The 23,183-nt window shown below is 33.3% G+C and carries 22 protein-coding genes; 20 read left to right on the top strand and 2 right to left on the bottom strand.

The genetic code is table 11. The annotated features are described in order from the left end of the window. Positions 1 to 21: 21 nt before the first annotated feature. The 11 genes from BJS11_RS02240 (at position 22) to BJS11_RS02190 (ending at position 11,442) form a co-directional block, all read left to right on the top strand. The gene (locus tag BJS11_RS02240; RefSeq protein ID WP_069994305.1) at positions 22 to 1,251 is read left to right on the top strand and encodes a NupC/NupG family nucleoside CNT transporter; all 1,230 of its coding nucleotides are present in this window, start codon (positions 22 to 24) and stop codon (positions 1,249 to 1,251) included. A 609-nt stretch (positions 1,252 to 1,860) separates the two neighbouring features. Continuing rightward, the gene (locus BJS11_RS02235; RefSeq protein ID WP_069994306.1) at positions 1,861 to 2,697 is read left to right on the top strand and encodes a YitT family protein; all 837 of its coding nucleotides are present in this window, start codon (positions 1,861 to 1,863) and stop codon (positions 2,695 to 2,697) included. Between the two features lie 295 nt (positions 2,698 to 2,992). After that, positions 2,993 to 3,796, top strand: coding sequence for an ABC transporter ATP-binding protein (locus BJS11_RS02230; RefSeq protein ID WP_069994307.1), 804 nt, complete (start codon positions 2,993 to 2,995; stop codon positions 3,794 to 3,796). A gap of 9 nt (positions 3,797 to 3,805) precedes the next feature. Next, positions 3,806 to 4,807 carry a FecCD family ABC transporter permease gene (locus BJS11_RS02225; protein ID WP_069994308.1) on the top strand — a complete coding sequence of 334 codons (1,002 nt, stop codon included), beginning with the start codon at positions 3,806 to 3,808 and terminating at the stop codon, positions 4,805 to 4,807. Beyond that, entirely contained in the window at positions 4,804 to 5,820 is a 1,017-nt protein-coding gene (locus BJS11_RS02220; RefSeq protein ID WP_069994309.1) for a FecCD family ABC transporter permease, read from the top strand. Before BJS11_RS02225 ends, BJS11_RS02220 begins: the two co-directional genes overlap by 4 nt. Before the next feature lie 154 nt (positions 5,821 to 5,974). Next, the gene (dhaK, locus tag BJS11_RS02215; protein ID WP_069994310.1) at positions 5,975 to 6,940 is read left to right on the top strand and encodes a dihydroxyacetone kinase subunit DhaK; all 966 of its coding nucleotides are present in this window, start codon (positions 5,975 to 5,977) and stop codon (positions 6,938 to 6,940) included. Between the two features lie 38 nt (positions 6,941 to 6,978). Then, positions 6,979 to 7,554, top strand: a complete 576-nt coding sequence (dhaL, locus tag BJS11_RS02210; protein WP_069994311.1) for a dihydroxyacetone kinase subunit DhaL — start codon at positions 6,979 to 6,981, stop codon at positions 7,552 to 7,554. A 2-nt stretch (positions 7,555 to 7,556) separates the two neighbouring features. After that, positions 7,557 to 7,919 carry a dihydroxyacetone kinase phosphoryl donor subunit DhaM gene (dhaM, locus tag BJS11_RS02205; RefSeq protein WP_069994312.1) on the top strand — a complete coding sequence of 121 codons (363 nt, stop codon included), beginning with the start codon at positions 7,557 to 7,559 and terminating at the stop codon, positions 7,917 to 7,919. A gap of 295 nt (positions 7,920 to 8,214) precedes the next feature. Continuing rightward, positions 8,215 to 8,715, top strand: coding sequence for a hypothetical protein (locus BJS11_RS02200; RefSeq protein WP_069994313.1), 501 nt, complete (start codon positions 8,215 to 8,217; stop codon positions 8,713 to 8,715). A 437-nt stretch (positions 8,716 to 9,152) separates the two neighbouring features. Continuing rightward, positions 9,153 to 10,220 (top strand): YkvI family membrane protein, encoded by a 1,068-nt coding sequence (locus BJS11_RS02195; protein ID WP_069994314.1) that lies wholly within the window; start codon positions 9,153 to 9,155, stop codon positions 10,218 to 10,220. 190 nt (positions 10,221 to 10,410) lie between these two features. Beyond that, positions 10,411 to 11,442 carry an alpha/beta hydrolase gene (locus BJS11_RS02190; RefSeq protein ID WP_069994315.1) on the top strand — a complete coding sequence of 344 codons (1,032 nt, stop codon included), beginning with the start codon at positions 10,411 to 10,413 and terminating at the stop codon, positions 11,440 to 11,442. Between the two features lie 108 nt (positions 11,443 to 11,550). Here BJS11_RS02190 and BJS11_RS02185 read toward each other — a convergent pair whose 3' ends face one another. Continuing rightward, positions 11,551 to 12,057 (bottom strand): GNAT family N-acetyltransferase, encoded by a 507-nt coding sequence (locus BJS11_RS02185; protein ID WP_069994316.1) that lies wholly within the window; start codon positions 12,055 to 12,057, stop codon positions 11,551 to 11,553. Positions 12,058 to 12,176: 119 nt separating this feature from the next. Between BJS11_RS02185 and BJS11_RS02180 the strand changes: the two genes are divergently transcribed. The 6 genes from BJS11_RS02180 to BJS11_RS02155 all read left to right on the top strand — a co-directional run bounded on the left by BJS11_RS02180 (position 12,177) and on the right by BJS11_RS02155 (position 17,595). Continuing rightward, positions 12,177 to 13,094 (top strand): Rossmann-fold NAD(P)-binding domain-containing protein, encoded by a 918-nt coding sequence (locus tag BJS11_RS02180; RefSeq protein ID WP_069994317.1) that lies wholly within the window; start codon positions 12,177 to 12,179, stop codon positions 13,092 to 13,094. 15 nt (positions 13,095 to 13,109) lie between these two features. After that, positions 13,110 to 13,784 (top strand): response regulator transcription factor, encoded by a 675-nt coding sequence (locus BJS11_RS02175; protein WP_069994318.1) that lies wholly within the window; start codon positions 13,110 to 13,112, stop codon positions 13,782 to 13,784. Next, complete coding sequence (locus BJS11_RS02170; protein WP_069994319.1) at positions 13,777 to 14,808, top strand: sensor histidine kinase; 1,032 nt, start codon at positions 13,777 to 13,779, stop codon at positions 14,806 to 14,808. Before BJS11_RS02175 ends, BJS11_RS02170 begins: the two co-directional genes overlap by 8 nt. Positions 14,809 to 15,314: 506 nt before the next feature. Next, the gene (locus BJS11_RS02165) at positions 15,315 to 15,932 is read left to right on the top strand and encodes a DUF47 domain-containing protein (RefSeq protein ID WP_069994320.1); all 618 of its coding nucleotides are present in this window, start codon (positions 15,315 to 15,317) and stop codon (positions 15,930 to 15,932) included. 13 nt (positions 15,933 to 15,945) lie between these two features. After that, entirely contained in the window at positions 15,946 to 16,953 is a 1,008-nt protein-coding gene (locus BJS11_RS02160; RefSeq protein WP_069994321.1) for an inorganic phosphate transporter, read from the top strand. Positions 16,954 to 17,199: 246 nt separating this feature from the next. Continuing rightward, positions 17,200 to 17,595, top strand: coding sequence for a type II toxin-antitoxin system HicB family antitoxin (locus tag BJS11_RS02155; RefSeq protein WP_069994322.1), 396 nt, complete (start codon positions 17,200 to 17,202; stop codon positions 17,593 to 17,595). A gap of 98 nt (positions 17,596 to 17,693) precedes the next feature. Here BJS11_RS02155 and BJS11_RS02150 read toward each other — a convergent pair whose 3' ends face one another. Then, the gene (locus BJS11_RS02150) at positions 17,694 to 18,503 is read right to left on the bottom strand and encodes a LysM peptidoglycan-binding domain-containing protein (protein WP_069994323.1); all 810 of its coding nucleotides are present in this window, start codon (positions 18,501 to 18,503) and stop codon (positions 17,694 to 17,696) included. Positions 18,504 to 19,073: 570 nt separating this feature from the next. Between BJS11_RS02150 and BJS11_RS02145 the strand changes: the two genes are divergently transcribed. From BJS11_RS02145 to BJS11_RS02135, 3 genes are all read left to right on the top strand, one after another. After that, the gene (locus BJS11_RS02145; protein ID WP_069994324.1) at positions 19,074 to 19,730 is read left to right on the top strand and encodes a Bax inhibitor-1/YccA family protein; all 657 of its coding nucleotides are present in this window, start codon (positions 19,074 to 19,076) and stop codon (positions 19,728 to 19,730) included. 322 nt (positions 19,731 to 20,052) lie between these two features. After that, positions 20,053 to 22,206 carry a helix-turn-helix domain-containing protein gene (locus BJS11_RS02140; RefSeq protein WP_069994325.1) on the top strand — a complete coding sequence of 718 codons (2,154 nt, stop codon included), beginning with the start codon at positions 20,053 to 20,055 and terminating at the stop codon, positions 22,204 to 22,206. 170 nt (positions 22,207 to 22,376) lie between these two features. Further along, positions 22,377 to 22,733, top strand: coding sequence for a transcriptional regulator, SarA/Rot family (locus BJS11_RS02135; RefSeq protein WP_069994326.1), 357 nt, complete (start codon positions 22,377 to 22,379; stop codon positions 22,731 to 22,733). Positions 22,734 to 23,183: the final 450 nt, after the last annotated feature.

Below are 23,183 nucleotides of genomic sequence, written 5' to 3'. Positions count from 1 at the left end.
TTATGGAATGGTGGGTGTAAGATGTTTTTAGTGATTAATATCATTGGATTATTTGTATTTCTAGGCATTGCCGTGCTTTTTTCTAGAGACAAAAAGAACATTCAATGGAAATCAATTGGTATATTAGTCGTTTTAAATTTGTTTTTAGCATGGTTTTTAATGTACTTTCCATGGGGGAAATCGACAGTACAGTTATTAGCAAATGGTATTTCTTGGGTTATTGATTCTGCACATATGGGTACTGGATTTGCATTTGCAAGTTGGGTGAAACCAGGTGCTATGGATATGGCAGTTAGTGCGTTATTCCCGATTTTATTAGTAGTTCCACTTTTTGATATTTTGATGTATTTCAATATTCTGCCTAAAGTTATTGGAGGTATTGGTTGGGTATTAGCAAAAATTACACGCCAACCTAAATTTGAATCTTTCTTCGGTATCGAAATGATGTTCTTAGGAAATACAGAAGCTTTAGCTGTTTCCAATGAACAACTCAAACGTATGCAAGAAGCCCGTGTACTAACGGTAGCTATGATGTCGATGAGTTCTGTATCGGGTGCGATTGTAGGTGCCTATGTATCTATGGTTCCAGGAGACTTAGTATTAACGGCAATTCCGTTAAATGTAATCAATGCGATTATTGTTGCGGCAATACTAAATCCTATTTCACTAGAAGAAAAAGAGGATATCATTTATAGTATTCAAAATGATGAATTAGAGCGTCAACCCTTTTTCTCTTTCTTAGGAGATTCAGTACTCAATGCTGGTAAATTAATCTTAATTATCGTTGCATTCGTTATCAGTTTTGTGGCACTCTCTGATTTAATTGACCGCCTCATTAATCTATTAACAGGCGTTGTAGCGAATTGGGCTGGTATCAAAGGAAGCTTTGGTTTAGACCAAATTCTAGGCGTATTTATGTATCCATTTGCCTTATTACTTGGTTTACCATTTGATGAAGCATGGATAGTTGCACAACAAATGGCTAAAAAGATTGTGACGAACGAATTTGTTGTTATGGGTCAAATTAAAGATGTGGTTGATTCTTATTCACCACACAGACGTGCAGTAATTACAACATTCTTAATTTCTTTCGCCAACTTCTCGACGATTGGTATGATCGTAGGTACATTGAAAGGGATTGTTGATAAGAAAACATCAGACTTTGTTTCACAATACGTGCCAATGCTTTTATTAGCAGGTATTTTAGTTTCATTAATGACTGCAGGTTTCGTCGGTTTATTTGCTTGGTAATTGTCAAAATAAATCGCTGTTCAAAGTAAGTTATCAATATATATTTTAAAACAAACGCGTGTATCCGAAACAATGGATGCACGCGTTTAATTATGTAATAACAAATGATTTGGCTGCGCATAAAAAATTTAGATTGTTGTTAAACACAGAACTGTTAAGTCAAAAATAGCAGTGGTTGTATCATTGCATGTGATAAATAGTGAGTTGTGAATCTATAGCATAAAAAAGCCAGACCATAAAAGTGAGGAGACACTTATTACATGATCTGGCTTTACGGGAAATGAATAAATTGTATATAAATAGTAAGGACTAGGAACTAATTATATACTCGAGCAAAAATTATGTTGTTGATTATTATAAACAACACAAAGGAGATCACTTCTTAAAGTTTTAAAAAATAAGAAGTTAGAAATCATTATAGCAAAATAGATTTTATAAGTAAACAGAAATTTCAGAATTTTTAAAAAGTAAATTTTTGAGTGAGTGAAATATAAAATCATTATGGATAAAAGGGAAGTTTTAGTGTATTTAAGGGTTATAGATGTTGTGGTATATGTAATTATTTGCTACTATTCAATTGATTGAATCAAATACAAGGGGGTTGTGTGGGTGAATAAAACAGTACGTGATTTAATATTAGTCGTTTTAGGGTCATTCATATTTTCAGCGGGAGTTAATACATTTATTATATCTGCTGATCTAGGTGAAGGAGGAGTGACTGGTATAGCCATCGTACTATACTATGCCTTTCATATTTCTCCCGGTATTACTAACTTTGTCTTTAATGCTGTGCTTATCGCAATCGGTTATAAATTTTTGAGTAAAAGAAGTATGTACTTAACGATTGTAGCAACGATACTTATTTCGATATTCTTAGAGTTAACCGTCAGTTGGAAGATTGAAACAGGTAATATTCTGGTCAATGCAGTATTTGGTGGTGCCTGTGTTGGATTAGGTATTGGTGTTATTGTATTAGCTGGTGGGACAACTGCTGGTACAACAATCTTGGCACGAATCGCAAATAAATATCTGGATGTTAGTACGCCTTATGCACTGCTATTCTTTGATCTCATCGTAGTTGCAATTTCACTAACTGTAATACCAGTTCCGAGTGCCTTGGTAACAGTTATTTCATTATATATTGGGACTAAAGTAATGGACTACGTTATTGAAGGTTTGAATACGAAGAAAGCAATGACAATCATTTCTAGCAAGCCCGATGAAATTGCAAAAGTCATTGACGAACAAGTTGGACGAGGGCTTACGATTTTAAATGGACGTGGTTACTTTTCAAAAGAAGAAAAAGATATCTTATACGTCGTTATAACAAAGACACAGGTTACAAGAGCCAAGCGTCTGATTAAAAAAATTGATGAAGATGCTTTCCTCGTTATTCACGATGTGCGTGATGTATATGGCAATGGTTTCTTAATAGATGAACATTAAAACATATAATACGTAATGATGATATCAGCTTCGACTTTAGTGCAAATACCTAGAGTTGAAGCTTTTTTATTTTACTAAAAATTGAGGCTGGATAGCTGTCGGTGTCAGTAAAAGCAAGATGTAGAACGTATCACGAGAAAATATTTAATAGTCAATAGATATAAAAAATGATATAATACCTCCTGTGATAATGATTATCATTTACTAGAGATTAATTGAAAATCTTAGTAAATTGACATAAATATTTGGGAAAATTTAGGATGTTAAGCTTATTAATATAGGAAGAAGGGAATTTATGACGCGCTTAAAAGGTGAACAAGTCACAATTGGATATGGAGATCATGTCATCGTCGATAATTTAGATGTCCAAATACCCGATGGGAAGATTACTTCGATTATAGGACCGAATGGTTGTGGGAAATCGACATTACTGAAAGCGTTATCGCGTTTATTGCCAATTAAAAGTGGTGCAATCAAGTTAGATAATGCAGATATACATGCGCAATCTACTAAAGAAATTGCTAAGAAAATTGCCATTTTACCACAATCACCTGAAGTTGCAGACGGACTTACAGTTGGAGAATTGGTGTCTTATGGACGTTTTCCACATCAAAAAGGATTTGGTCGACTTTCTGCTGAAGATAAGAAAGAAATTGATTGGGCAATGCGTGTAACAGGTACGTATGATTTCCGATTGAGATCGATTAACGATTTAAGTGGTGGACAACGTCAACGCGTATGGATTGCTATGGCACTTGCACAGCGTACTGATATTATTTTCTTAGATGAGCCAACGACATATTTGGACATCTCTCATCAATTAGAAATATTAGAATTAATTACGCAATTAAATAAAGAGCAAGGCTGTACCATCATCATGGTGTTACATGACATTAACCAGGCTGTGCGCTTTTCAGATCATTTAATTACAATGAAAAATGGTGATATTGTCGCAGATGGTGATACAGAAGACGTATTAACGAAAGATATACTAGAAAAAGTATTTAACATAGATGTTGAAATTAGTACTGACCCAAGAACTGGAAAACCAATGCTAGTGACATACGATTTATGCAAAAAAAGTTATTCAGAAGTTTAGGGGTAAATTATGACTACAAAGAGAAAAGGGAAGTTAAATTTTACTGCGACCTTTAGTATTGCATGTGTATTATTAATCATCGCACTGATGATTTCGATACTGTATGGTGATGCAAAAATTCATTTAACGACGATTTTTGAAGCGATTTTTGATTATAATCCAAAAAATCAACAGCATAATATCATCAGTGAAATTCGTATCCCAAGAGATATTGGTGCAATATTGGTTGGTGTCGCACTCGGAACTTCAGGTGCAGTCATTCAAGGTGTGACAAAAAATGGCCTCGCAGATCCGAGTCTCATCGGTTTAAATTCGGGTGCCGCATTCATGTTGGCACTTACCTTTGCATTTTATCCAACTGCACCGTTTTTAGTAATGATGTTTGCAGGTTTCATAGGTGCGCTAATTGGTGGATTTATTGTGCTTATGATTGGGCGTTCAAGAAGTGATGGGTTCAATCCGATGCGAATTATCCTTGCAGGTGCAGCTGTAAGTGCATTATTAACTGCACTGAGCCAAGGCGTTGCGTTACTCTTTAGATTAAATCAAAGTTTAACATTTTGGAGTGCTGGCGGTGTGTCAGGAACAACTTGGAATCAATTGATGTGGGCTGCACCATTTATTTTAGTTTCATTGGTGATTATCGTGTCGATGAGTAAACAATTAACAATATTAAATCTAGGTGAAACGTTAGCCAAAGGTCTAGGGCAGAATGTGGCATTTACAAGAGGCATTACATTAATTTTATCAATGATACTTGCAGGGATTGCCGTTGCCATGGTAGGTCAGATTGCATTCGTTGGACTCATGGTACCGCATATAGTGAGATATTTAGTAGGTACTGACTATGCACGTGTCATCCCACTTACAGCGGTTGTAGGTGGATTGTTGTTGCTTGTGGCAGATACGATTGCACGAATGCTAGGAGAAGCTCCTGTTGGCGCTATTATCTCCTTTATTGGTGTACCTTACTTCTTATACTTAGTTAAAAGAGGAGGACGCTTCTCATGATTGATCCAAAATTAAAGCGTAAACAGTGGTACGCAATGATTATTCTAACGATATGTGTATTGTTGGCTTGCGCGTGGAGTATGACCTCTGGTGAGTATAAGATGTCTATGGGAGCTTTCTTTAAAACATTAATCGGTCAAGGTGAGTATACAGATACCTTGATATTAATGGAATTTAGGCTGCCACGTATGGTCATTACGATACTAGCAGGAGCAGCTTTAGCTATGAGTGGTGCCATTATTCAAAGTGTTACGCGAAATCCATTAGCAGAACCAGGCATACTTGGTATTAATGCTGGTAGCGGATTTGTAATTTCACTCTTCATCGTGGTAGGGCAAGTCGATGCAGACAACTTTATCTATGTATTACCTATTATTAGTATGATTGGTGGGGTATTAACAGCACTGATTATTTTTTCCTTTAGCTATAATAAAGGTGAGGGTATCACGCCAGCGAGTATGGTACTTGTCGGTGTAGGTATGGCTTCAGCACTTAGTGGTGGTTCACTTACATTGATGTCGACATTTGACGAAGATCAATCAGAATTTATTGCTTCGTGGCTTGCCGGTAATATATGGGGTGACGAGTGGGCGTTTGTAATTGCATTCCTGCCTTGGGTAATTGTACTTATCCCTTACCTTTTAATTAAAGCTAATGTCTTGAATCTGTTAAATACACATCAACACATTGCACAAGGTGTCGGCGTCAAAATAGGACGAGAGCGCATTGTATTACTGTTAGTTGCAGTATTGTTATCATCAGCTGCAGTTTCTGTAGCTGGCGCTATTGGCTTTATTGGTTTATTGGGACCACATATTGCTAAGTCAATAGTTGGACCAAGGCATCAATTGTTTTTACCGCTTGCAGTTCTCATTGGGGCTTTTTTACTTGTATTCGCTGACACAGTAGGACAAGTGATATTACAACCTTCTGGAATTCCAGCTGGGATTGTCGTAGCTATTGTTGGTGCACCATACTTTTTATATTTAATGTACAAAACGAAATCAGTCTAACGCAATTAGAATTAAAACGGGTATCTGTCAGTGTATCGGCAGATATTCGTTTTTTGTTTTCAAAAAATATAAAAATTCAATTTAATATGTTAGCGTTTACATTTGTGGGTGGGGTATACTATACATGAAGCGGAAAATTGAGGAGGCCATCGTTATGAAAAAATTAATTAAAGACAAAACACATTTTCTAAAAGATATGCTAGATGGATTATCAAAAACAAATAAAGATATAAAAATTATTTCAGATACGGTTGTTGTAAGAGCAGATAAAAAGCAACAAGGTGTTGCCATTGTTTCCGGTGGTGGTAGTGGCCATGAACCGGCACACGCTGGGTATGTAGCACAAGGTATGTTAGATGCTGCTGTCTGTGGAGAAGTATTTACGTCACCAACACCTGATAAAATATTGAATGCAATTAAAGCAGTTGATAATGGTGAGGGTGTACTGTTAGTAGTTAAAAACTACGCTGGTGACGTGATGAATTTTGAGATGGCGCAAGAAATGGCTGAAATGGAAGACATTCAAGTAGAAACAGTTATAGTAAAAGATGACATTGCAGTCAGTGATGTCGATAAGCGTCGAGGTGTTGCGGGGACTGTGCTTGTCCATAAATATGCTGGTTATTTGGCAGAACAAGGTTCGTCATTGCAAGATATGAAAGCGCAAATTGAAACGGTACTACCCAATATTAAAACGATTGGTATGGCCCTGACTGCGCCAATGGTTCCAACTACTGGACAATATGGGTTCGATATTGAAGCTGACGAAATGGAGATTGGTGTGGGTATTCATGGTGAAAAAGGCTTATCTCGTGAAAAAGTTGAAACAGTAGACAAAATTGTTGCGCGATTACTCAATGAATTACTTAATGAAGTGAATGAGGACCGTCTTATAGTTATGGTCAATGGCATGGGCGCAACGCCGTTATCTGAACTTAATATCGTTGCAAAATATGTTGATGAAGCATTAGAATCTCAAAATAAAACGGTTACCAAATGGTTCGTTGGTGATTATATGACTGCATTAGATATGCAAGGTTTTTCACTAACGCTTGTTCCAGAATCTGAAACGTTATTAAAAGCATTAACAGCTTCCACAGCAAGTCCATATTTTAATTAACAAGAAGTGATTACTATATACAAAGGAGCATTTTTATTATGAATGTAACTGAACTTAAACAACGTTTATTGAATTTAGTAGATGTATTTGAAGAAAAAGAAAATTTATTAACTGAATTAGATAGAGCAATTGGTGATGGCGACCATGGTGTCAATATGGTTAGAGGTTTTAAAGCACTACCTGATAATATCGATGACAGCTCAATGCAAAGTTTACTAAAATCTACAGGCATGACGTTGATGTCTAATATTGGTGGCGCTTCTGGACCACTATATGGCTTCAGTTTTGTGAAAATGGCTCAGGTAGCTGAAGATGAAATTGATCAAGACAATTTAAAAGTATTATTAAATACGTTCGCAGAAGCTATTGCTCAAAGAGGGAAAGTTGAATTGAACGAAAAAACAATGTACGACGTAGTAGCGCGCGCAAATGAAGCGGCTAAAGAAGGCGAAACATTAAATTATGATGTGTTGCAGTCTTATGCTGATTTAACAAAAGATATTGAGGCAACTAAAGGTAGAGCATCTTACTTTAAAGCAGATTCAAAAGGGCATATAGATCCAGGCGCACAAAGCAGTGTGTATATTTTAAACGCTTTGATTGGAGATGAATAGATATGACACAGATAGTAGTAGTTAGTCATAGTCATGCAATTGCCGAAGGTACAAAGGAATTATTAGAACAAATGGCAAGTGGTGTGACAATTGTGGCACAAGGTGGCGTTGATGGTGGAATTGGCACTTCATATGATCATATACAATCGTTGATTAATGAATTAGATGATGATGCGTTATGTTTCTATGATATTGGTTCGGCTGAAATGAATTTAGATTTGGCGATTGAAATGTACGAAGGAGCACAACGTGTTGTGAAAGTGGATGCACCTATTGTAGAGGGTAGTTTCACTGCAGCAGTAAAATTATCTGTAGGTGCTTCTATCGATGATACGCTTGATGAGCTTACACAAAATTTTGGATAAAAGGTCCCTCCATATGCGCTGTTGAGAAATTTGTGGGGCAATGAATCGTTTTAAGAAAGTTAAATAGTAATATATTGATGAAGAAAAGAATTATGTCTGTATTTTAAATCAGTTCTAGATTTTTCTCTAATTAAAATGCGCGCGCTTGATAAAATGTTAATTCAATTTAGGTATAATAAAGCATATCGCATCATTAAATTGACAAAAAATACTTTTTTAAATGAATATATCAGTAAATTATGGTAGAATAAAAGCTAACTGTAATAGAAATCTGGATATTTAGGAGGACATTGCCATGAAAGATTTGATACAAAAGCATGTCTTAAACGGCGAATTTGAGTCAGTCAAACGACTAATGTCCCAATCAGATTTTATGGAATTTGAAGAGGCATATATTTCAAGTGCACATGAAGTGGAAAGTATCATGTTTTACACATGTATTTTAGATATGATGAAAGTAGAAGAAACGGCAGAAATGCACGACTTAGCTTTCTTATTATTAGTTTATCCACTAAGTGAACTGAAGGGTGCTTTAGATTCTGCATACTATCATGCGGATTCATCCATAAAACTTACTGAGGGCAAAGAAGTAAAAAGCTTATTACAAATGTTGTTACTACATGCAGTTCCCGAACCAGTCATTTCTGATAAAAAAGCATTAGATGTTTCTCGTCAAATACTTAAATTAGATCCTTCTAATAGTGTTGCGCGTAATGTACTAAAAGAAACTGCCAAACGTATGGATAATGTTGTTGTTGATTTCAACGAATTGAATCGTTTTAAAAACGCACATTAAACAATGCAGTGAATTTAGTATTGAAATATGAAAATTAGATTTTGACTTAATTAATAAAGTGAATGCTTAAAATAAAGAACTAAAATAGATACATCTTGTATGTGCCTGCTTTTAGTTCTTTTTTTGTTTTACATCCTCCTAGAAGGGTAAGTAACCAAAGAAATAAATAAAAAAATGGATGAAATTTAAAACTTTATTAATGCTTTACATAATTGTATAAATTTACAAAAATCCATTAAATTTTAGTTTTAAAATAAGGGTTTAATAACTAACTTGATTATATTTAAAACACTAAATGTATTTTTAATTATATTAAGCTAATTACAAGATTGTGTTAATTATAATCTATAGTGTAAAATTTTATATTGTGTAGTTGCAAAATATATTCAGTAAGTTATAATAACTCAATGTGTTAACTATGAGGAGGTTAAAATCACATGGGGTTGAATAAAGAAGCTATAAAAATTGGTTTCGCTTATGTTGGTATCGTAGTAGGTGCCGGCTTTTCAACAGGACAGGAAGTTATGCAATTTTTCTCACCATTTGGCCTATGGTCATACATTGGTGTGATACTTTCGGGTCTGATTTTAGGTTTTATAGGTCGACAAGTAGCAAAAATTGGTACTGCATTTGATGCACAAAACCATGAATCTACTTTAGACTACTTATTCGGAGATAAGTTTAGTAAACTTGTAGACTATTTATTAATATTTTTCTTATTTGGTATCTCAGTCACAATGATCGCAGGTGCTGGGTCAACATTCCAAGAAAGTTTTGGCGTACCAACATGGTTAGGTGCACTAATTATGGTCATTGCAATCTACATTACATTATTAATGGATTTCAATAAAATTGTACGTGCATTAGGTGTCGTTACACCGTTCTTGATTATTTTGGTAGTAATTATTGCCATTTATTATTTATTCAATGGAAGTATTTCGATTGGTCAAGTTAATGAAAAAGTACCAGATGCAAGTCTCGTGAAAGGTATCTTATACGGTATTAATTACGGTGGTTTAGCATTTGCGGTTGGATTTAGTACGATTGTTGCAATTGGTGGAGACGCTTCGAGACGTAGAGTTTCAGGCGCAGGTGCATTATTTGGTGGTATTGTGTATACAATCTTATTAGCACTTATCAACTTTGCATTACAATCAGAATTCACAAAAATCCAAGATGCATCAATTCCGATGTTGACGTTAGCTAATGATATCCATCCATGGATTGGATTGGTATTATCAATTATTATGTTAGCGGTAATGTATAATACAATTCTTGGACTTATGTATTCATTTGCAGCAAGATTTACAGAACCATATAGCAAAAAATATCATATTTTTATCGTTGTTATGGTCATTGTTGCATTCGCATTAAGTTTTGTAGGTTTCGCTGGACTTATCACCTTCTTATACCCAATTATGGGTGTTGTAGGTTTAGTAGTTGTAATCGGCGTACTTGTGAAATACTACAGCAGAAAACGTCAAAACAAGAAATTTATTGCGTAAGTAAAATTAGAATGAGCATAGTGTGACACGATACAAAGATACATTGTTGCACTTTATAAGTAAAAGGGCTAACCCATATTGAATGGATTAGCCCTTTTTGTAAGAAATTTTTCAAATTTAAAGAAAATGGAATTAGACTACAGCGACATAATTAAATATGGTACAATGCTTCCGAAAGGGAAGGTAGTGCATGAAGAAAAAACATAAATGGACGATGATTGCAGTGATAGTATTTATTGTCGTATCTTTAGTAACAGCATTGTTATTAAAAGTGCAATATGATCGTCAACACTCACAAGAAATAAAAGAAAAAGTACAAATTAATAATAAAAATGTAAATGCATTTACAAATATAACGTATGGTAAAGGCTATCCTAATAGCAGGTTAGACATATTAACACCAACAGATTTAGATAAAGATAATAAGTTACCTGTGATTTTTTGGATGCATGGGGGTGGATTTATTGCAGGCGATAAACAATATAAAAATCCATTGCTAGCTAAAATTGCAGAACAAGGATATATCGTAGTAAATATAAACTATGCCTTAGCTCCTGATTATAAGTATCCATCACAATTACAACAAATTGATCAGGCAGTAAAATTTATAAAAAGAAACAAGCATGAACTGCCAATAGATTTTGATCAAGTCATTTTTGGTGGTGATTCTGCTGGTGCTCAGTTATCTAGTCAATATACAGCCATACAAACGAATCAATCATTGAGAAATGATATGAAATTTGAACAACGTTTTGATCCGGAGCAATTAAAAGCAGCAATCTTTTTTGGTGGCTTTTATGATATGAAAACGGTAAAGGCAACAGAATTTCCAAGAATTCAATTATTTATGGAAAGTTATACTGGTAAACGAGACTGGGAACAACAGTTTAAATACATCAGTGAAATGTCGACAATAAACCAAATAACTAATGAATACCCACCAACTTTTTTATCTGTAGGAGATGCGGATCCATTCTATAGTCAAAATATTGAATTTTATAAAAAACTGAAATCAAAAGATGTTCCAGTAGATAAATTATTTTACGATGGTACACATAATTTGAGGCATCAATATCAATTTCATCTAGATTTACCAGAATCTCGCCAAAACATGAAGGATGTATTGAGCTTTTTAAGTAGAAATACGAGTTCGTCGGGTGTGGAAACGGAGTTAAATGAAGATGCTTCAAATCCAAATGGTGTAGAATTAAATCCATACTAATATAGATGAAAACAAAAGCGTCAAATGACATGATTGTCATTTGACGCTTTGTTCATATACAATGGAAATAACATGCATCAATGAATTAAACATACATAAAGCAGTAAGTTATAATAATAATTTTGCCATTATATATTGGTTGTAATATTTACCGTCAATAAATAATTTATCGCGAAGTTCGCCTTCGATTTGGTAACCAGCAGTTTTAAATAAATCAACGGCGGTTTCGTTTTCAGGGACGATGAATGCTTCAATACGTCGAATATCATGGTTCAAGCACCATGCTTCAATGGAATTGATTAAGGATTGACCTAATCCCTTTTCACGATAATGTCGAATAACACCCATAGAGAACGAAGCTTCATGGCGTGTGCGTTCGAAATCTTCAGTTGTAACGATAGCGAAACCAACAAGCTCGCCATTATTTTCAGCTATATATATAGCGTTGGAGGGTGAAGTGATATAATGCTCCAAATTTGCAATTGCGTCGTTATTAGATGGTGCATACTCACCTGGATTGTAGATTAAATAATCAGATTCATCATAAATTGTTGTTAATAATTTAACAAATGGATCTATATCGTTGATGCCAATTTCACGTATTTGATGAACCATATATGTCCACTCCTTATATCTATTTTGCTATTACTCAGTTATAGTATAACTTAACATCAATATTACCATAATACTAGCAATATATAATTCAATAACAATAAATGCAAAGGAGCCAATTTATGAAACCTAATATCTTACTAGCTGGCGTCACAGGTTATATAGGAAAAAACTTGATACACTCTATCAAAGATGAAGGTCAACTATATACATTATCAAAGTATCCAAAGGAAAAAGATTTTCAACAAGTAACGTGGCTAAAAAAGGATATTTATAACTACACAGATGTATGGAATGCAATGGAAGGTATGGATATTGCGATTTATTATTTAGATCCAACCAAACACTCGGCCAAGCTTACGCAAGCGACGGCACGTGATTTGAATCTAATTGCTGCGGATAATTTTGGTAGAGCGGCTGCGGCACATGATATTGGGAAAATCATATATATTAGTGGTAGTCGTTTTGATTTTGAAACGATTCAACGATTAGAAGCGTACGGTGTTCCCGTTGAAAAAACACAACAAATAGTATCAAGACCACATGTTGCAGTTGAACTTCAAGTGTCGAAATATGATGATGTGCGAAGTGCTTTAAGTATCCAGTTGCCGATGAACTGGACACTGGAGCAAATGGTTGAGTATTATTTTCAATGGTTGGATGAAACGAAAGGAACAATGTTACATACATACAAGGATGAAGATAATTATGTAATCTATATTAAAGATAAACAGAATCCGTTATTAGTGTTGCATAAGGATTATATTGATCAAGATATGATTGTGTTGCATTTAGTCGGTGGTACGGTAGTTAAACCCAATTTGCAAAAACAAGGTAAGTTAGAATTTAGAATGCTTAAAGATACGCAGAAAGTACTGGTTCATCTGTATGATTATATTCCTAAATTAGTTTGGCCAGTTTACTATTTAGTACAATCGCCATTTCAAGGTTTGATGTTACGTGGCTTTGAAATTGATTGTCGCATTAAACATTTCAATGGTCGCATACAGTCTGGTGAAGATATAAAATATACTAAATAAATAAAAGGTGATTATATGGACATTTTATTAGTGGAAGATGATATGACATTATTTAAAGAATTAAGTGAAGAATTAGAACTTTGGGATTTTAATGTCAATGGCATTGATGATTTTAGCGATATCATGGCAAAATTCGAGATGGTGAAACCTGCGATTGTTATTATGGATGTTAAGTTACCTAAGTATGATGGTTTTTATTGGACACGGAAAATAAGAGAAGTGTCAAATACACCAATATTGTTCTTATCATCAAGAGATAATCCAATGGACCAAGTTATGAGTATGGAATTGGGTGCGGATGACTATGTGCAAAAACCATTTAATACGAGTGTGTTAATTGCAAAATTACAGGCCATCTATAGACGTGTGTATCAGTTTAGTTTGGATGAGAAACGCGTGTTGTCATGGCAAGATGCGGTACTAGATTTGACTAAAGATAGTATTAGTAAAGGAGACCGCCAAATTTTCTTATCTAAGACTGAGATGATTATTTTAGAAATGTTAGTGAAAAAACAGAATCAAATTGTGACGCGAGACACCTTGATTACAGCATTATGGGATGATGAAGCATTTGTGAGTGACAATACGCTTACAGTTAACGTAAATCGTCTTCGGAAAAAATTAGCAGATATTGATATGAATGATGCGATAGAAACGAAGATTGGTAAAGGATATATGGCACATGGCTAATTTGAAGTGGTTACTTATCTTTTTAAGGTCGCGTATATATTGGATTTTATGGTTAGTATTTTTACATTGTGTGTTTTTAGGTGTTGCATATTTAGATTACGATATAAGTGTTTACAGTATTTTTTATATAATCGTGTTGAATTTAGGTATATCTGTATTATTTTTATTATTTACTTATATCAAAGAAATTAAGTTCTTTAAGCATCTAGATGAAAATATTGAACCAGAAGCCTTGAAACATAAATCGCTCGCAGATACGCCGTTACAACAGGAAATGGTTGATTACTTATACAGCCAAATTACAACCCAAAAATCATTAGTAACACAACAAACACAACAAATTCGATCTACAGAAGCATCACTAACTGATTTCGTGCATGATATCAAAACGCCAGTGACAGCTATGAAATTATTGATTGAAAAAGAACAAGATCAAGAACGGAAAAATGCATTACTATATGAGTGGTCGAGAATCAATGATATGTTAGATCGACAGTTGTTTTTGACACGTTTAACTTCTCAAAATAAAGATATGTATTTTGAAAAAGTTGGTTTGAAACGATTAGTTATAGAAGAAATTCAAATCACGAGATATATTAGTCAATCTAAAGGTATAGGGTATGATTTGGATTTTGACGATGACTTCATGATTTATACAGATACGAAGTGGTGTCGTATGATGATTAGGCAAATATTGTCTAATGCTGTGAAATACAGTGAAGATAGTACCATTCATATTCGTGCATATAAAGCACAAGGCCATGTGGTGCTGGAAATAAATGATGAGGGTAGGGGCATTAGTAAAAAAGACTTGCCGCGAATATTTGAAAAAGGATTCACCTCTACGATTTATCGCCATAGCACTGCTTCATCAGGTATTGGGTTATATTTGGTTAATCACGTTAAAGATAAGCTGGGTATTGCCGTCAACGTTACGTCAGAAGTAGGCATTGGGACAACATTTAAATTCATATTCCCTAATCAAAATGATATCGTCTCAAAACTAAATGAAAACATTTCATAATATCATTATATGGACAGTAACTGTCAGCACTTTGGTGCTGGCATTTTTTGTATGAAATCGTATTTAAGGGAAAATATGAAGAAGTAAATGGAATTTCACAGTTTATGTAAGTAATAGTTGAATACCAGTGATAAATGTGCAATCATATCTTATGTGAATTTAATTTGTAAATAACATTAAACTTTATATTCTATGAATGCAATTATGTGAATGATTAATGTAAACTTTGCGTAAATACGAAAAATGAATTGTTAAGAATTTGTAAATTTAATTGTGGGAATGTAAATTTTGTGATATTTTCAAAGAAGGATAAATCAACATTTGTGAGATTTTTTAAACCATTATAAGCAAATACTCATTGCTATACATATCAATGCTATTATTTTGGCCTTGAAACAGTGAGTTAATGTAAATCTTGCCAATCTTAATTTGTCTTAAATTTTAAAATTTTTTTAAATTTATTGAAAGTGATTGCAGTCAATCACTGTAAATGGAGGATTTTTTGGATGTTTAACAAGAAAAAAGATAAGTTCATGGTGAAACTTGAAGAAATGGTGTTCAACTTAGATAGAGCGGCCATCGAATTTGGTAAAATGGATTTCAATACACATTTAGATCTTAAAGCCTATTCGGATAATATCAAAACGTACGAATCACACGGCGATGAATTAATGCACCAAGTTATTTCTGATTTAAACCAAACTTTTATTACACCAATTGAACGTGAGGATATCCTCTCTTTGTGTAACGCAATTGACGATGTGTTAGACGCAATTGAAGAAACAGCAGCGATGTTTGAGATGTATTCTATCGAATATACGGACGAATACATGGCAGAATTTGCTGACAATATCCAAAAAGCTATTGTAGAAATGAAATTAGCTGTTGGCCTACTTGTAGATAAAAAATTATCACATATGCGTATTCATTCTATTAATATTAAAGAATTTGAAACAAATTGTGATGGTATCTTACGCCAGTCAATCAAGCATATTTTTAATAGTGAAACAGATCCAATTACATTAATTAAGATAAAAGAGATTTATGAAAGCATGGAAGAAATTGCAGATAAATGTCAAGCTGTTGCGAATAACTTTGAAACTATAATCATGAAAAATAGCTAAGGAGTCCTAACTTATGGAATATATTTTGATCATCACAGTAGCTATCGTTATTTTTTCACTTGTATTTGACTTTATCAATGGGTTCCATGATACAGCCAATGCTGTGGCTACTGCTGTTTCAACACGTGCCTTAACTCCTAGAACTGCTATACTATTAGCGTCAGTGATGAACTTTATTGGAGCATTAACTTTTACAGGGGTTGCAGGTACAATCACGAAAGATATTGTAGACCCATTTAAATTACAAAATGGACTCGTTGTCGTTTTAGCGGCGATTATCGCGGCGATTTTATGGAATTTAATCACATGGTATTATGGGATACCGAGCTCATCATCCCATGCGTTGATTGGTTCTATTGCAGGAGCAGCGATTGCTTCACAAGGCTCATTTGCAGTTTTACATTATGAAGGATTCACAAAAATAATTATCGTATTATTAGTGTCTCCTATGATTGCATTTTGTGTAGGTTTTATTATGTATTCGATCGTAAAAGTATTATTTAAAAATGCGAATCTTACAAAGTCTAATCGTAACTTTAGATTCTTTCAAATATTTACTGCAGCGTTACAATCATTTTCACATGGTACAAACGATGCACAAAAATCAATGGGTATTATTACATTAGCCCTAATTGTTGCTAATATACAAACTGGTACTAGCGTTGAGCCACAAATGTGGGTTAAAGTTGCTTGTGCTACTGCGATGGGGCTAGGTACGGCTGTAGGTGGTTGGAAAATCATTAAAACAGTTGGTGGTAATATTATGAAAATTCGTCCAGCGAATGGTGCAGCAGCAGACTTATCTTCTGCATTAACAATATTCGTTGCATCGTCATTACATTTCCCATTATCAACAACACACGTTGTATCTTCATCTATATTAGGTGTAGGCTCTTCTAACCGTATTAAAGGTGTAAAATGGAATACAGCACAACGTATGATTGTTACTTGGGTGATTACATTACCAATTTCTGCAATTGTTGCAGCAATTATTTATTACATCATTAACATATTCTTATAATACGTTTGAAAATATTTGTAAGTATGACAGTGTTCTATACTAAAAAGTGAGATGGCGAAGCCAATTATGGTGCCGCCATCTCACTTTTTTATTTTGCACTATATAAAGCAGGGGAGTTTTGATTTAGCAATATTCACCACTAAATGATAGGATTACATGATATATGTTTTTACATATGTTAAAGTGTATGAAAGTTACATATGATACACACATTCTATATGAGAATCAATAGGGGGGAGAAACATTATGAAATATTATTATTATGCAATATTAGAACCAGAGAAACATTACTATAATGTCACTTTTCCAGATTTACCAGGGGTGAATACTTTTGGAGAGGGTATTGAAGATGCACTAGATATGGCAAGCGATGCATTAGGTGGTCATTTGTTAGTATGTGAGAATGATCATGATATTTTGCCAGAACCATCAACTTTCGATGATTTAGTTAGTCATTTGGATGTTAAACAGCAATTACAATTAATTATGGTTGATACTAAGATTATTCGAGCTAGAGAAGAGAATAGAACAGTCAATAAAATGGTGACATTACCTAAGTATATGGTTGAGTTAGGGAAAGATAGAGGGATTAACTTCAGTCAAACTTTGCAACGTGCTTTAAAAGAAGAATTGAACTTATAAACACCTTTTAATAAATACAGTATTCAACGCCATATAACAATTAAATAATAAAAAAACAGAGACAATGATTGTCTCTGTTTTTGATGTGTTATCACTGATTAGTGAATATAATTGTAGCTTGAAGCTTGAGAAGCTGGGATTGTACGGTAGTCTACTGTACCTGGTGGTGTATTATAGTTCATTTCTGAAATTAAAATACTACCATCTGGGTTAACTCTTTCAACATAAGCTACGTGTCCAACAGGTCCTTCATAGTTTTGCATGATAGAACCAGCTGTTGGAGCATTGTTAACCGTGTAGCCATCTGAAGCAGCGTTGTTTGCCCAGTGATCTGCGTTCCACCAGTAAGTACTGATAGGTTGACCAGTTTCTGCTCTACGGTTAAATACGTGCCAAGTACATTGTCCCCAGTCATATAGGTTAGCATCACTTGCAGATGAGTTACCTGTATTTGTTTGAGGTGTTTCTGTAGCTGTGCCACCAGAACCACCTGTACCAGTTGCCCCTGGTATTGTTAATGTTTGGTTAGGGTGGATTAAGTATCCATTTAAATTATTAGCTGACATAATTTCTTCTGCTGAAACACCATATTGATTTGCAATGATGTTTAATGATTCACCTGCTTGAACAGTGTGTGTAGAACCACCTGAAGCATTGTTTGATGAAGCACTGTGTCCTTGAGAACTATTGCTTCCACCAATTTCAATAACTTGTCCCGGAAATACCATGTTGTTATTGATATCATTGCTTTGTTTGATTTCGTCTACTGAAACACCGTATTGCTGTGAGATTGTCCATAAAGACTCACCAGATTTAACTGTGTGTTGCGTCGACGCATCGGCTTCGTGATTCGCGATGAATGCGGCTGCCCCAGAAGCTGCAGTAACTGCAAATGCTAATTTTTTCAAAAAGAACTCCTCCTTTAAATCCTATATATCTAACCAAATTTATGTATTAAATATATTCGTTAATTTTTTGATTGCGAATTCACGTTCCATATTATCAAAAAATATTTGCTTTGTGTGCGTTGTTATAGAGTTGTAATATTATTAACATTTCGTAAGGAAATGACTTTTTATCAACAAAGACTTGTATAGAGCAGTTTATAAGTGATGATAATGATTGAAATTACGCGTTTATTTTTTAAAATGTAACATTAGTTCGATTAAAAATAACTTGTTTATCAACAATTGTGTAAAATACTTTTAATTGATATGTTTGATATAAAGCAAAAAAGTGAACATTGAAGTAATGTGTGAACATATATAATAGTAGAAACAGGCAATTTTATTATTTTTTCAATGCAATATAGAAGCCACGGATTGCTTGTCAAACGTCATGAAAACTGAGAGAATCTGGAAATAAACGCATTTTAAATATAGTAATTACAACTAAGTATTTTAAATCTTCAGGTGTAGTAATAGCCCAGTTATGGCGTTACGATTTGGAAACGAACTAAAAAATAAGGAGTGTTTACAATGACTGATTCAGCACAACAAGCTGGCAAGAAGCAGCATCAAGCAAAATCAAAGTCATCGAGTGCATATGGAAAAGTCTGGCTCTTTTTTATGTACTATTGGATTATATTTGGTATCGGTTGTTACTTTGGACAATTTTTACCAATGTCATGGAGACAACCACTTTCTTTCGTATTACTTGGATTAGTCTTGATAACGGTGTTCTTTAATAGAGCACGTAGATACGGTCTTGTGATATCACATATTTATACTATTGTTGTTGGATTGTTGTCATATGCGACATTCACAGCTTATTTACAGAATTTAGGACCAGAAGTATTTTATAAAAATATAGCACTTGCAATTGCAGCATTTATTGTATTTGGGATTATAGGCTTTTTCTTAATTGGTAATGCCGCTAGTATGGGAAAATATTTATTTGTAACTCTGATTGCATTGATTGTTGCAAGCTTGATTGGAATGTTCATTCATAATCCAATTTTTCATACGATTATCACAGTAGTGGGATTATTATTATTCTTACTATATACATTATATGATTTTAATCGTATGAAGCGAGGACAATTTTCTCCCCGTGAAATGGGTTTTAATTTGTTTATTAATTTGCTTCATATCATAAAATATGTCTTAAGACTTGCAAATAGAGTAAAAAGATAGTTTACTATTAAATAATTATATCAGTGTGAATACACTCTAAAGGTTACTTTTATCATTGTAACTTTTAGGGTGTATTTTAATATAAGTACATTTAAAATTCGACAAACTATTTAAATTTTTAATAATAAAATAGGTGTATTTTAAAATTAAGTTTGATAAATAAAAAAAGATGTTGACAAAATTAATTATTTTATTCAAAATTATCTAAAGGCTAAAAACATGTTAATTAAGGTATTAGGGGCATACCGTGTTGAATATAGATTTAATAGCGAAGCGACTTTTTATGCATAGCGTATGACAATATTTGAAAGAGGTTAAATTTATGAAAGCGCAGTGCTTAAATATTATTTCTAAGGACAAGTATCCTGCTAAACGTGTAACAGATGGATTGGTACTATTATTTCCTTTGAAGGGAAAAACTGAAGTACAACATTTTATAACTGACGTAGAAGTTGAAGAGGATTTGTTGATTATAAATAACTCAGAGATTTTCAGTGTGAAACGTAATGAAATTGCCTTATTGCTTTATATATCCAGTGATTGGTTTTATGAGCGTGGGTATTCATTTTTTGAATATCAATATACATCTAAATTAATTCAGTCATCGAGCATGTTATTTGAATCGTTATTAAACATAGCAAAATATCACTTGAATCGAACACTGACTAAAGAAAACTTCGATGCATATATGTATAAAATTGTTGATATTATTGCTTCCGAGGCTAAGATTGATATTAATTATCTGAAACAACAAACAGATTATTCTCAATATGGTATTACTGGAGAAATGCTTGATTATGTAGATAATCATTTACATAAAAGAATGACTTTAAAGGCGATTTCGAGTAAGGTGTTTATTTCACAATCCAATATCTCGAATCAATTCTATAATTTACTAGGTATGAGCTTTAAATCCTATGTTGATACATTGAAGCTATCCACTTCACTTGCCAGCTTATTAAATGGTCAGTGTACAATTAGTGAAATATCCGATAAGTATGGATTTAGTAGTTCTGCGAGTTATAGTAAAAAATTCAAACATTATTTTGGCTATGCGCCAAAGGTGTATCGGCGTCTTTCCAAAAACGAAAAATTGTTTGAATATTCAACCAAAAGTTATGATGCATTGTTTATCGATGGTGTGCAAAAAATCATTGCCCAAAAATTAAATCAGCTAAATGTCCAAAATAATTATATTTGTTTAAATATGAAAGAAATGACTAAAGTAACCAATGATACAGTTGTGATACAAATACATTCAATAGAAGAACTACAGTTTCTAATTAACAACAAGAGTATGAGTTACGTGTTTGAGGGGACACAAAAGGTGCTTGTCTATTGCAAGATTCATGCAGAAGAATTGCGCAACGCGTTTGATGGGGATTTAGATTGTGGGTTTATTGATTTTGTATTAAACACAAAAGTTAATTTAGTGTTTCAAATTAACGATAGTACAGAGCTTAATATTTATATAGATGAAATTTATAGAAGGTATAAAACTTTTCTTGAAAAGCATCCCGATTTGTCTGAAAGTAAAATGCATTCTGTAAGTTATATTTTTGACTTAGCAACAATGTCCATCAAAGAAATTTACCGTAATATTATAAAGATTCAACATTATAGAGAGCATGTGAAATTTGGCGTAGATGTTACGCACCTGTTTAATCACCCTGAATCATTTAAAATGATGGAGACACAATTAAAGCGTATAGGATTTGACTATTATTTTATTGATAATCACAAACTAACATCTCCATATTTAAATGTGGATCATGAAGAATTATTAACAAAAGAAGTGTTTAAGTTTAGCAATATCAAAAAAATAATGACGATGATGAAACTAGAAGAACGCAAATACTTTCTATTAAATGTGCATAATAATGTATTGTTAAATGATGAAACAATGGAAATTATAGAAAGCCCACCCTTGTTAATGGATATGTTTAAAAAAGTATATCGTCACTTCTCGGGTATAGGTATTGATTTGATACAACAACAAGGAAGAAAAAATGCATTATATTTATATGATCGTAAAGGATTTCGTTCTTTACTTGGTAATATTTATGAACGATTAATGGAAAAGGGGAAATACCTCTTAAAAGAATATGATTTTTATACGGTTGTTGAACAACCAGATAAAACCACAATATTTGTTGGTGATTGGCGTGTTATTGAAAGTGAAAGTGCAGTAGATAATGAATCGCAAAATATTCAATTGCACATTAATTTTAAAGATCGTGCATTGCGTCAGCCTTATATGATATTTTACGAAACAATCAACAACGCATATGGCAATATTAATAACGCTATTCCTGCAACATTGAGAAATCGATATGATTGGCCGAATACGTTGGTTAATAGGATTGATGATTATAATAAACCGAAATTTAGTGTGTTTGAACATGATTTTGAAGATGAAACGTTAACCATAAATTTGGATTATAATACATTGCATATTATAGATATATATAAATGAACATGAGGATTTAGTGCTATGAATTTAAACATTTATAAAGCGTAGCAAAATTTAATTTATTGTTGTTCGTAATTTTGACAAACCTATAATTACAAATGATAAAGACAAGCATATGCATTTTATGGATAATTGTAGTGTATTGCTTAATAGCATTTGGAGGTGTAACAACAATGAATGTAGACAAAAAAGCGCAATTTTTAAACATTTATAAAAAATATAAAAGTGTAATGCACTATGTTGAAGAGAATTATAAGTTAACAATGAATGACGTAGCAATCTTAGAATTGATACAACAAAACTGCAGTGCACAAAATATGTTAATGCAACCATTTTTAAAAATTGCAACAACGGATTTGGATTTAAGTAGAACTAAGGTGCTTGCGTCGATTCGTCGTTTAATAGATCAAGATAGAGTGAGTAAAATACGTTCAACTGAAGATGAACGCAAAGTGTATTTATTTATGAACGACGATAACGTGGTTAAATACAATACGTTGTTAGATGAAATTGAAGCATTTGTAAAATAGTTGTTCGATGCTTTGAAAAGTATAAAAACCATGTGAATTTGGAAATTGACAAATCGCTGGGAAGCTGAAAATTGTAGTTAAAGGTTCAACTTCTATACATAATTATCCGAGTGCTGACAACATTAAAAAGTATAAGGGATGAAGTGCACATAAATGCAATGCGCATATTCAAAATGAGTGTACGAACACTTTAAAAATTGTATAACGTCTACTTTTTCTAGTAATGCATTATTATCGGATAAAGTGCAATGGTTAATAGAGCATTAACTTTTGTATGTGGACAAACCCGTCATCCTTATTGGTGTCGGGTTTGTTTTTATTGAATAGTGTTAAAGACTTGGTTCAATGACTATAGAAAATGCACTGCTTAGTTGTACAAGCTTAGTCTAAAAATAGAAAAATGAGTGTAGGAATACGATTTGTAAAATCAAAGGGAATAACATATTTTGC

The sequence above is a fragment of the Staphylococcus caeli genome (genome assembly GCF_900097965.1).
In the GTDB taxonomy this organism is placed as follows: domain Bacteria; phylum Bacillota; class Bacilli; order Staphylococcales; family Staphylococcaceae; genus Staphylococcus; species Staphylococcus caeli.
Note: the sequence above shows the minus strand (reverse complement) of the source record. Positions and strands in the feature narration are given on the sequence as shown.

What these genes read in the sequence shown, in the direction of transcription:
- BJS11_RS02240 (WP_069994305.1), top strand. Translation starts at nt 22, where the DNA reads ATGTTTTTAGTGATTAATATCATTGGATTATTTGTATTTCTAGGCATT.
- BJS11_RS02230 (WP_069994307.1), top strand. Translation starts at nt 2,993, where the DNA reads ATGACGCGCTTAAAAGGTGAACAAGTCACAATTGGATATGGAGATCAT.
- BJS11_RS02225 (WP_069994308.1), top strand. Translation starts at nt 3,806, where the DNA reads ATGACTACAAAGAGAAAAGGGAAGTTAAATTTTACTGCGACCTTTAGT.
- BJS11_RS02220 (WP_069994309.1), top strand. Translation starts at nt 4,804, where the DNA reads ATGATTGATCCAAAATTAAAGCGTAAACAGTGGTACGCAATGATTATT.
- dhaK (WP_069994310.1), top strand. Translation starts at nt 5,975, where the DNA reads ATGAAAAAATTAATTAAAGACAAAACACATTTTCTAAAAGATATGCTA.
- dhaL (WP_069994311.1), top strand. Translation starts at nt 6,979, where the DNA reads ATGAATGTAACTGAACTTAAACAACGTTTATTGAATTTAGTAGATGTA.
- dhaM (WP_069994312.1), top strand. Translation starts at nt 7,557, where the DNA reads ATGACACAGATAGTAGTAGTTAGTCATAGTCATGCAATTGCCGAAGGT.
- BJS11_RS02200 (WP_069994313.1), top strand. Translation starts at nt 8,215, where the DNA reads ATGAAAGATTTGATACAAAAGCATGTCTTAAACGGCGAATTTGAGTCA.
- BJS11_RS02195 (WP_069994314.1), top strand. Translation starts at nt 9,153, where the DNA reads ATGGGGTTGAATAAAGAAGCTATAAAAATTGGTTTCGCTTATGTTGGT.
- BJS11_RS02190 (WP_069994315.1), top strand. Translation starts at nt 10,411, where the DNA reads ATGAAGAAAAAACATAAATGGACGATGATTGCAGTGATAGTATTTATT.
- BJS11_RS02185 (WP_069994316.1), bottom strand. Translation starts at nt 12,057, where the DNA reads ATGGTTCATCAAATACGTGAAATTGGCATCAACGATATAGATCCATTT.
- BJS11_RS02180 (WP_069994317.1), top strand. Translation starts at nt 12,177, where the DNA reads ATGAAACCTAATATCTTACTAGCTGGCGTCACAGGTTATATAGGAAAA.
- BJS11_RS02175 (WP_069994318.1), top strand. Translation starts at nt 13,110, where the DNA reads ATGGACATTTTATTAGTGGAAGATGATATGACATTATTTAAAGAATTA.
- BJS11_RS02170 (WP_069994319.1), top strand. Translation starts at nt 13,777, where the DNA reads ATGGCTAATTTGAAGTGGTTACTTATCTTTTTAAGGTCGCGTATATAT.
- BJS11_RS02165 (WP_069994320.1), top strand. Translation starts at nt 15,315, where the DNA reads ATGTTTAACAAGAAAAAAGATAAGTTCATGGTGAAACTTGAAGAAATG.
- BJS11_RS02160 (WP_069994321.1), top strand. Translation starts at nt 15,946, where the DNA reads ATGGAATATATTTTGATCATCACAGTAGCTATCGTTATTTTTTCACTT.
- BJS11_RS02155 (WP_069994322.1), top strand. Translation starts at nt 17,200, where the DNA reads ATGAAATATTATTATTATGCAATATTAGAACCAGAGAAACATTACTAT.
- BJS11_RS02145 (WP_069994324.1), top strand. Translation starts at nt 19,074, where the DNA reads ATGACTGATTCAGCACAACAAGCTGGCAAGAAGCAGCATCAAGCAAAA.
- BJS11_RS02140 (WP_069994325.1), top strand. Translation starts at nt 20,053, where the DNA reads ATGAAAGCGCAGTGCTTAAATATTATTTCTAAGGACAAGTATCCTGCT.
- BJS11_RS02135 (WP_069994326.1), top strand. Translation starts at nt 22,377, where the DNA reads ATGAATGTAGACAAAAAAGCGCAATTTTTAAACATTTATAAAAAATAT.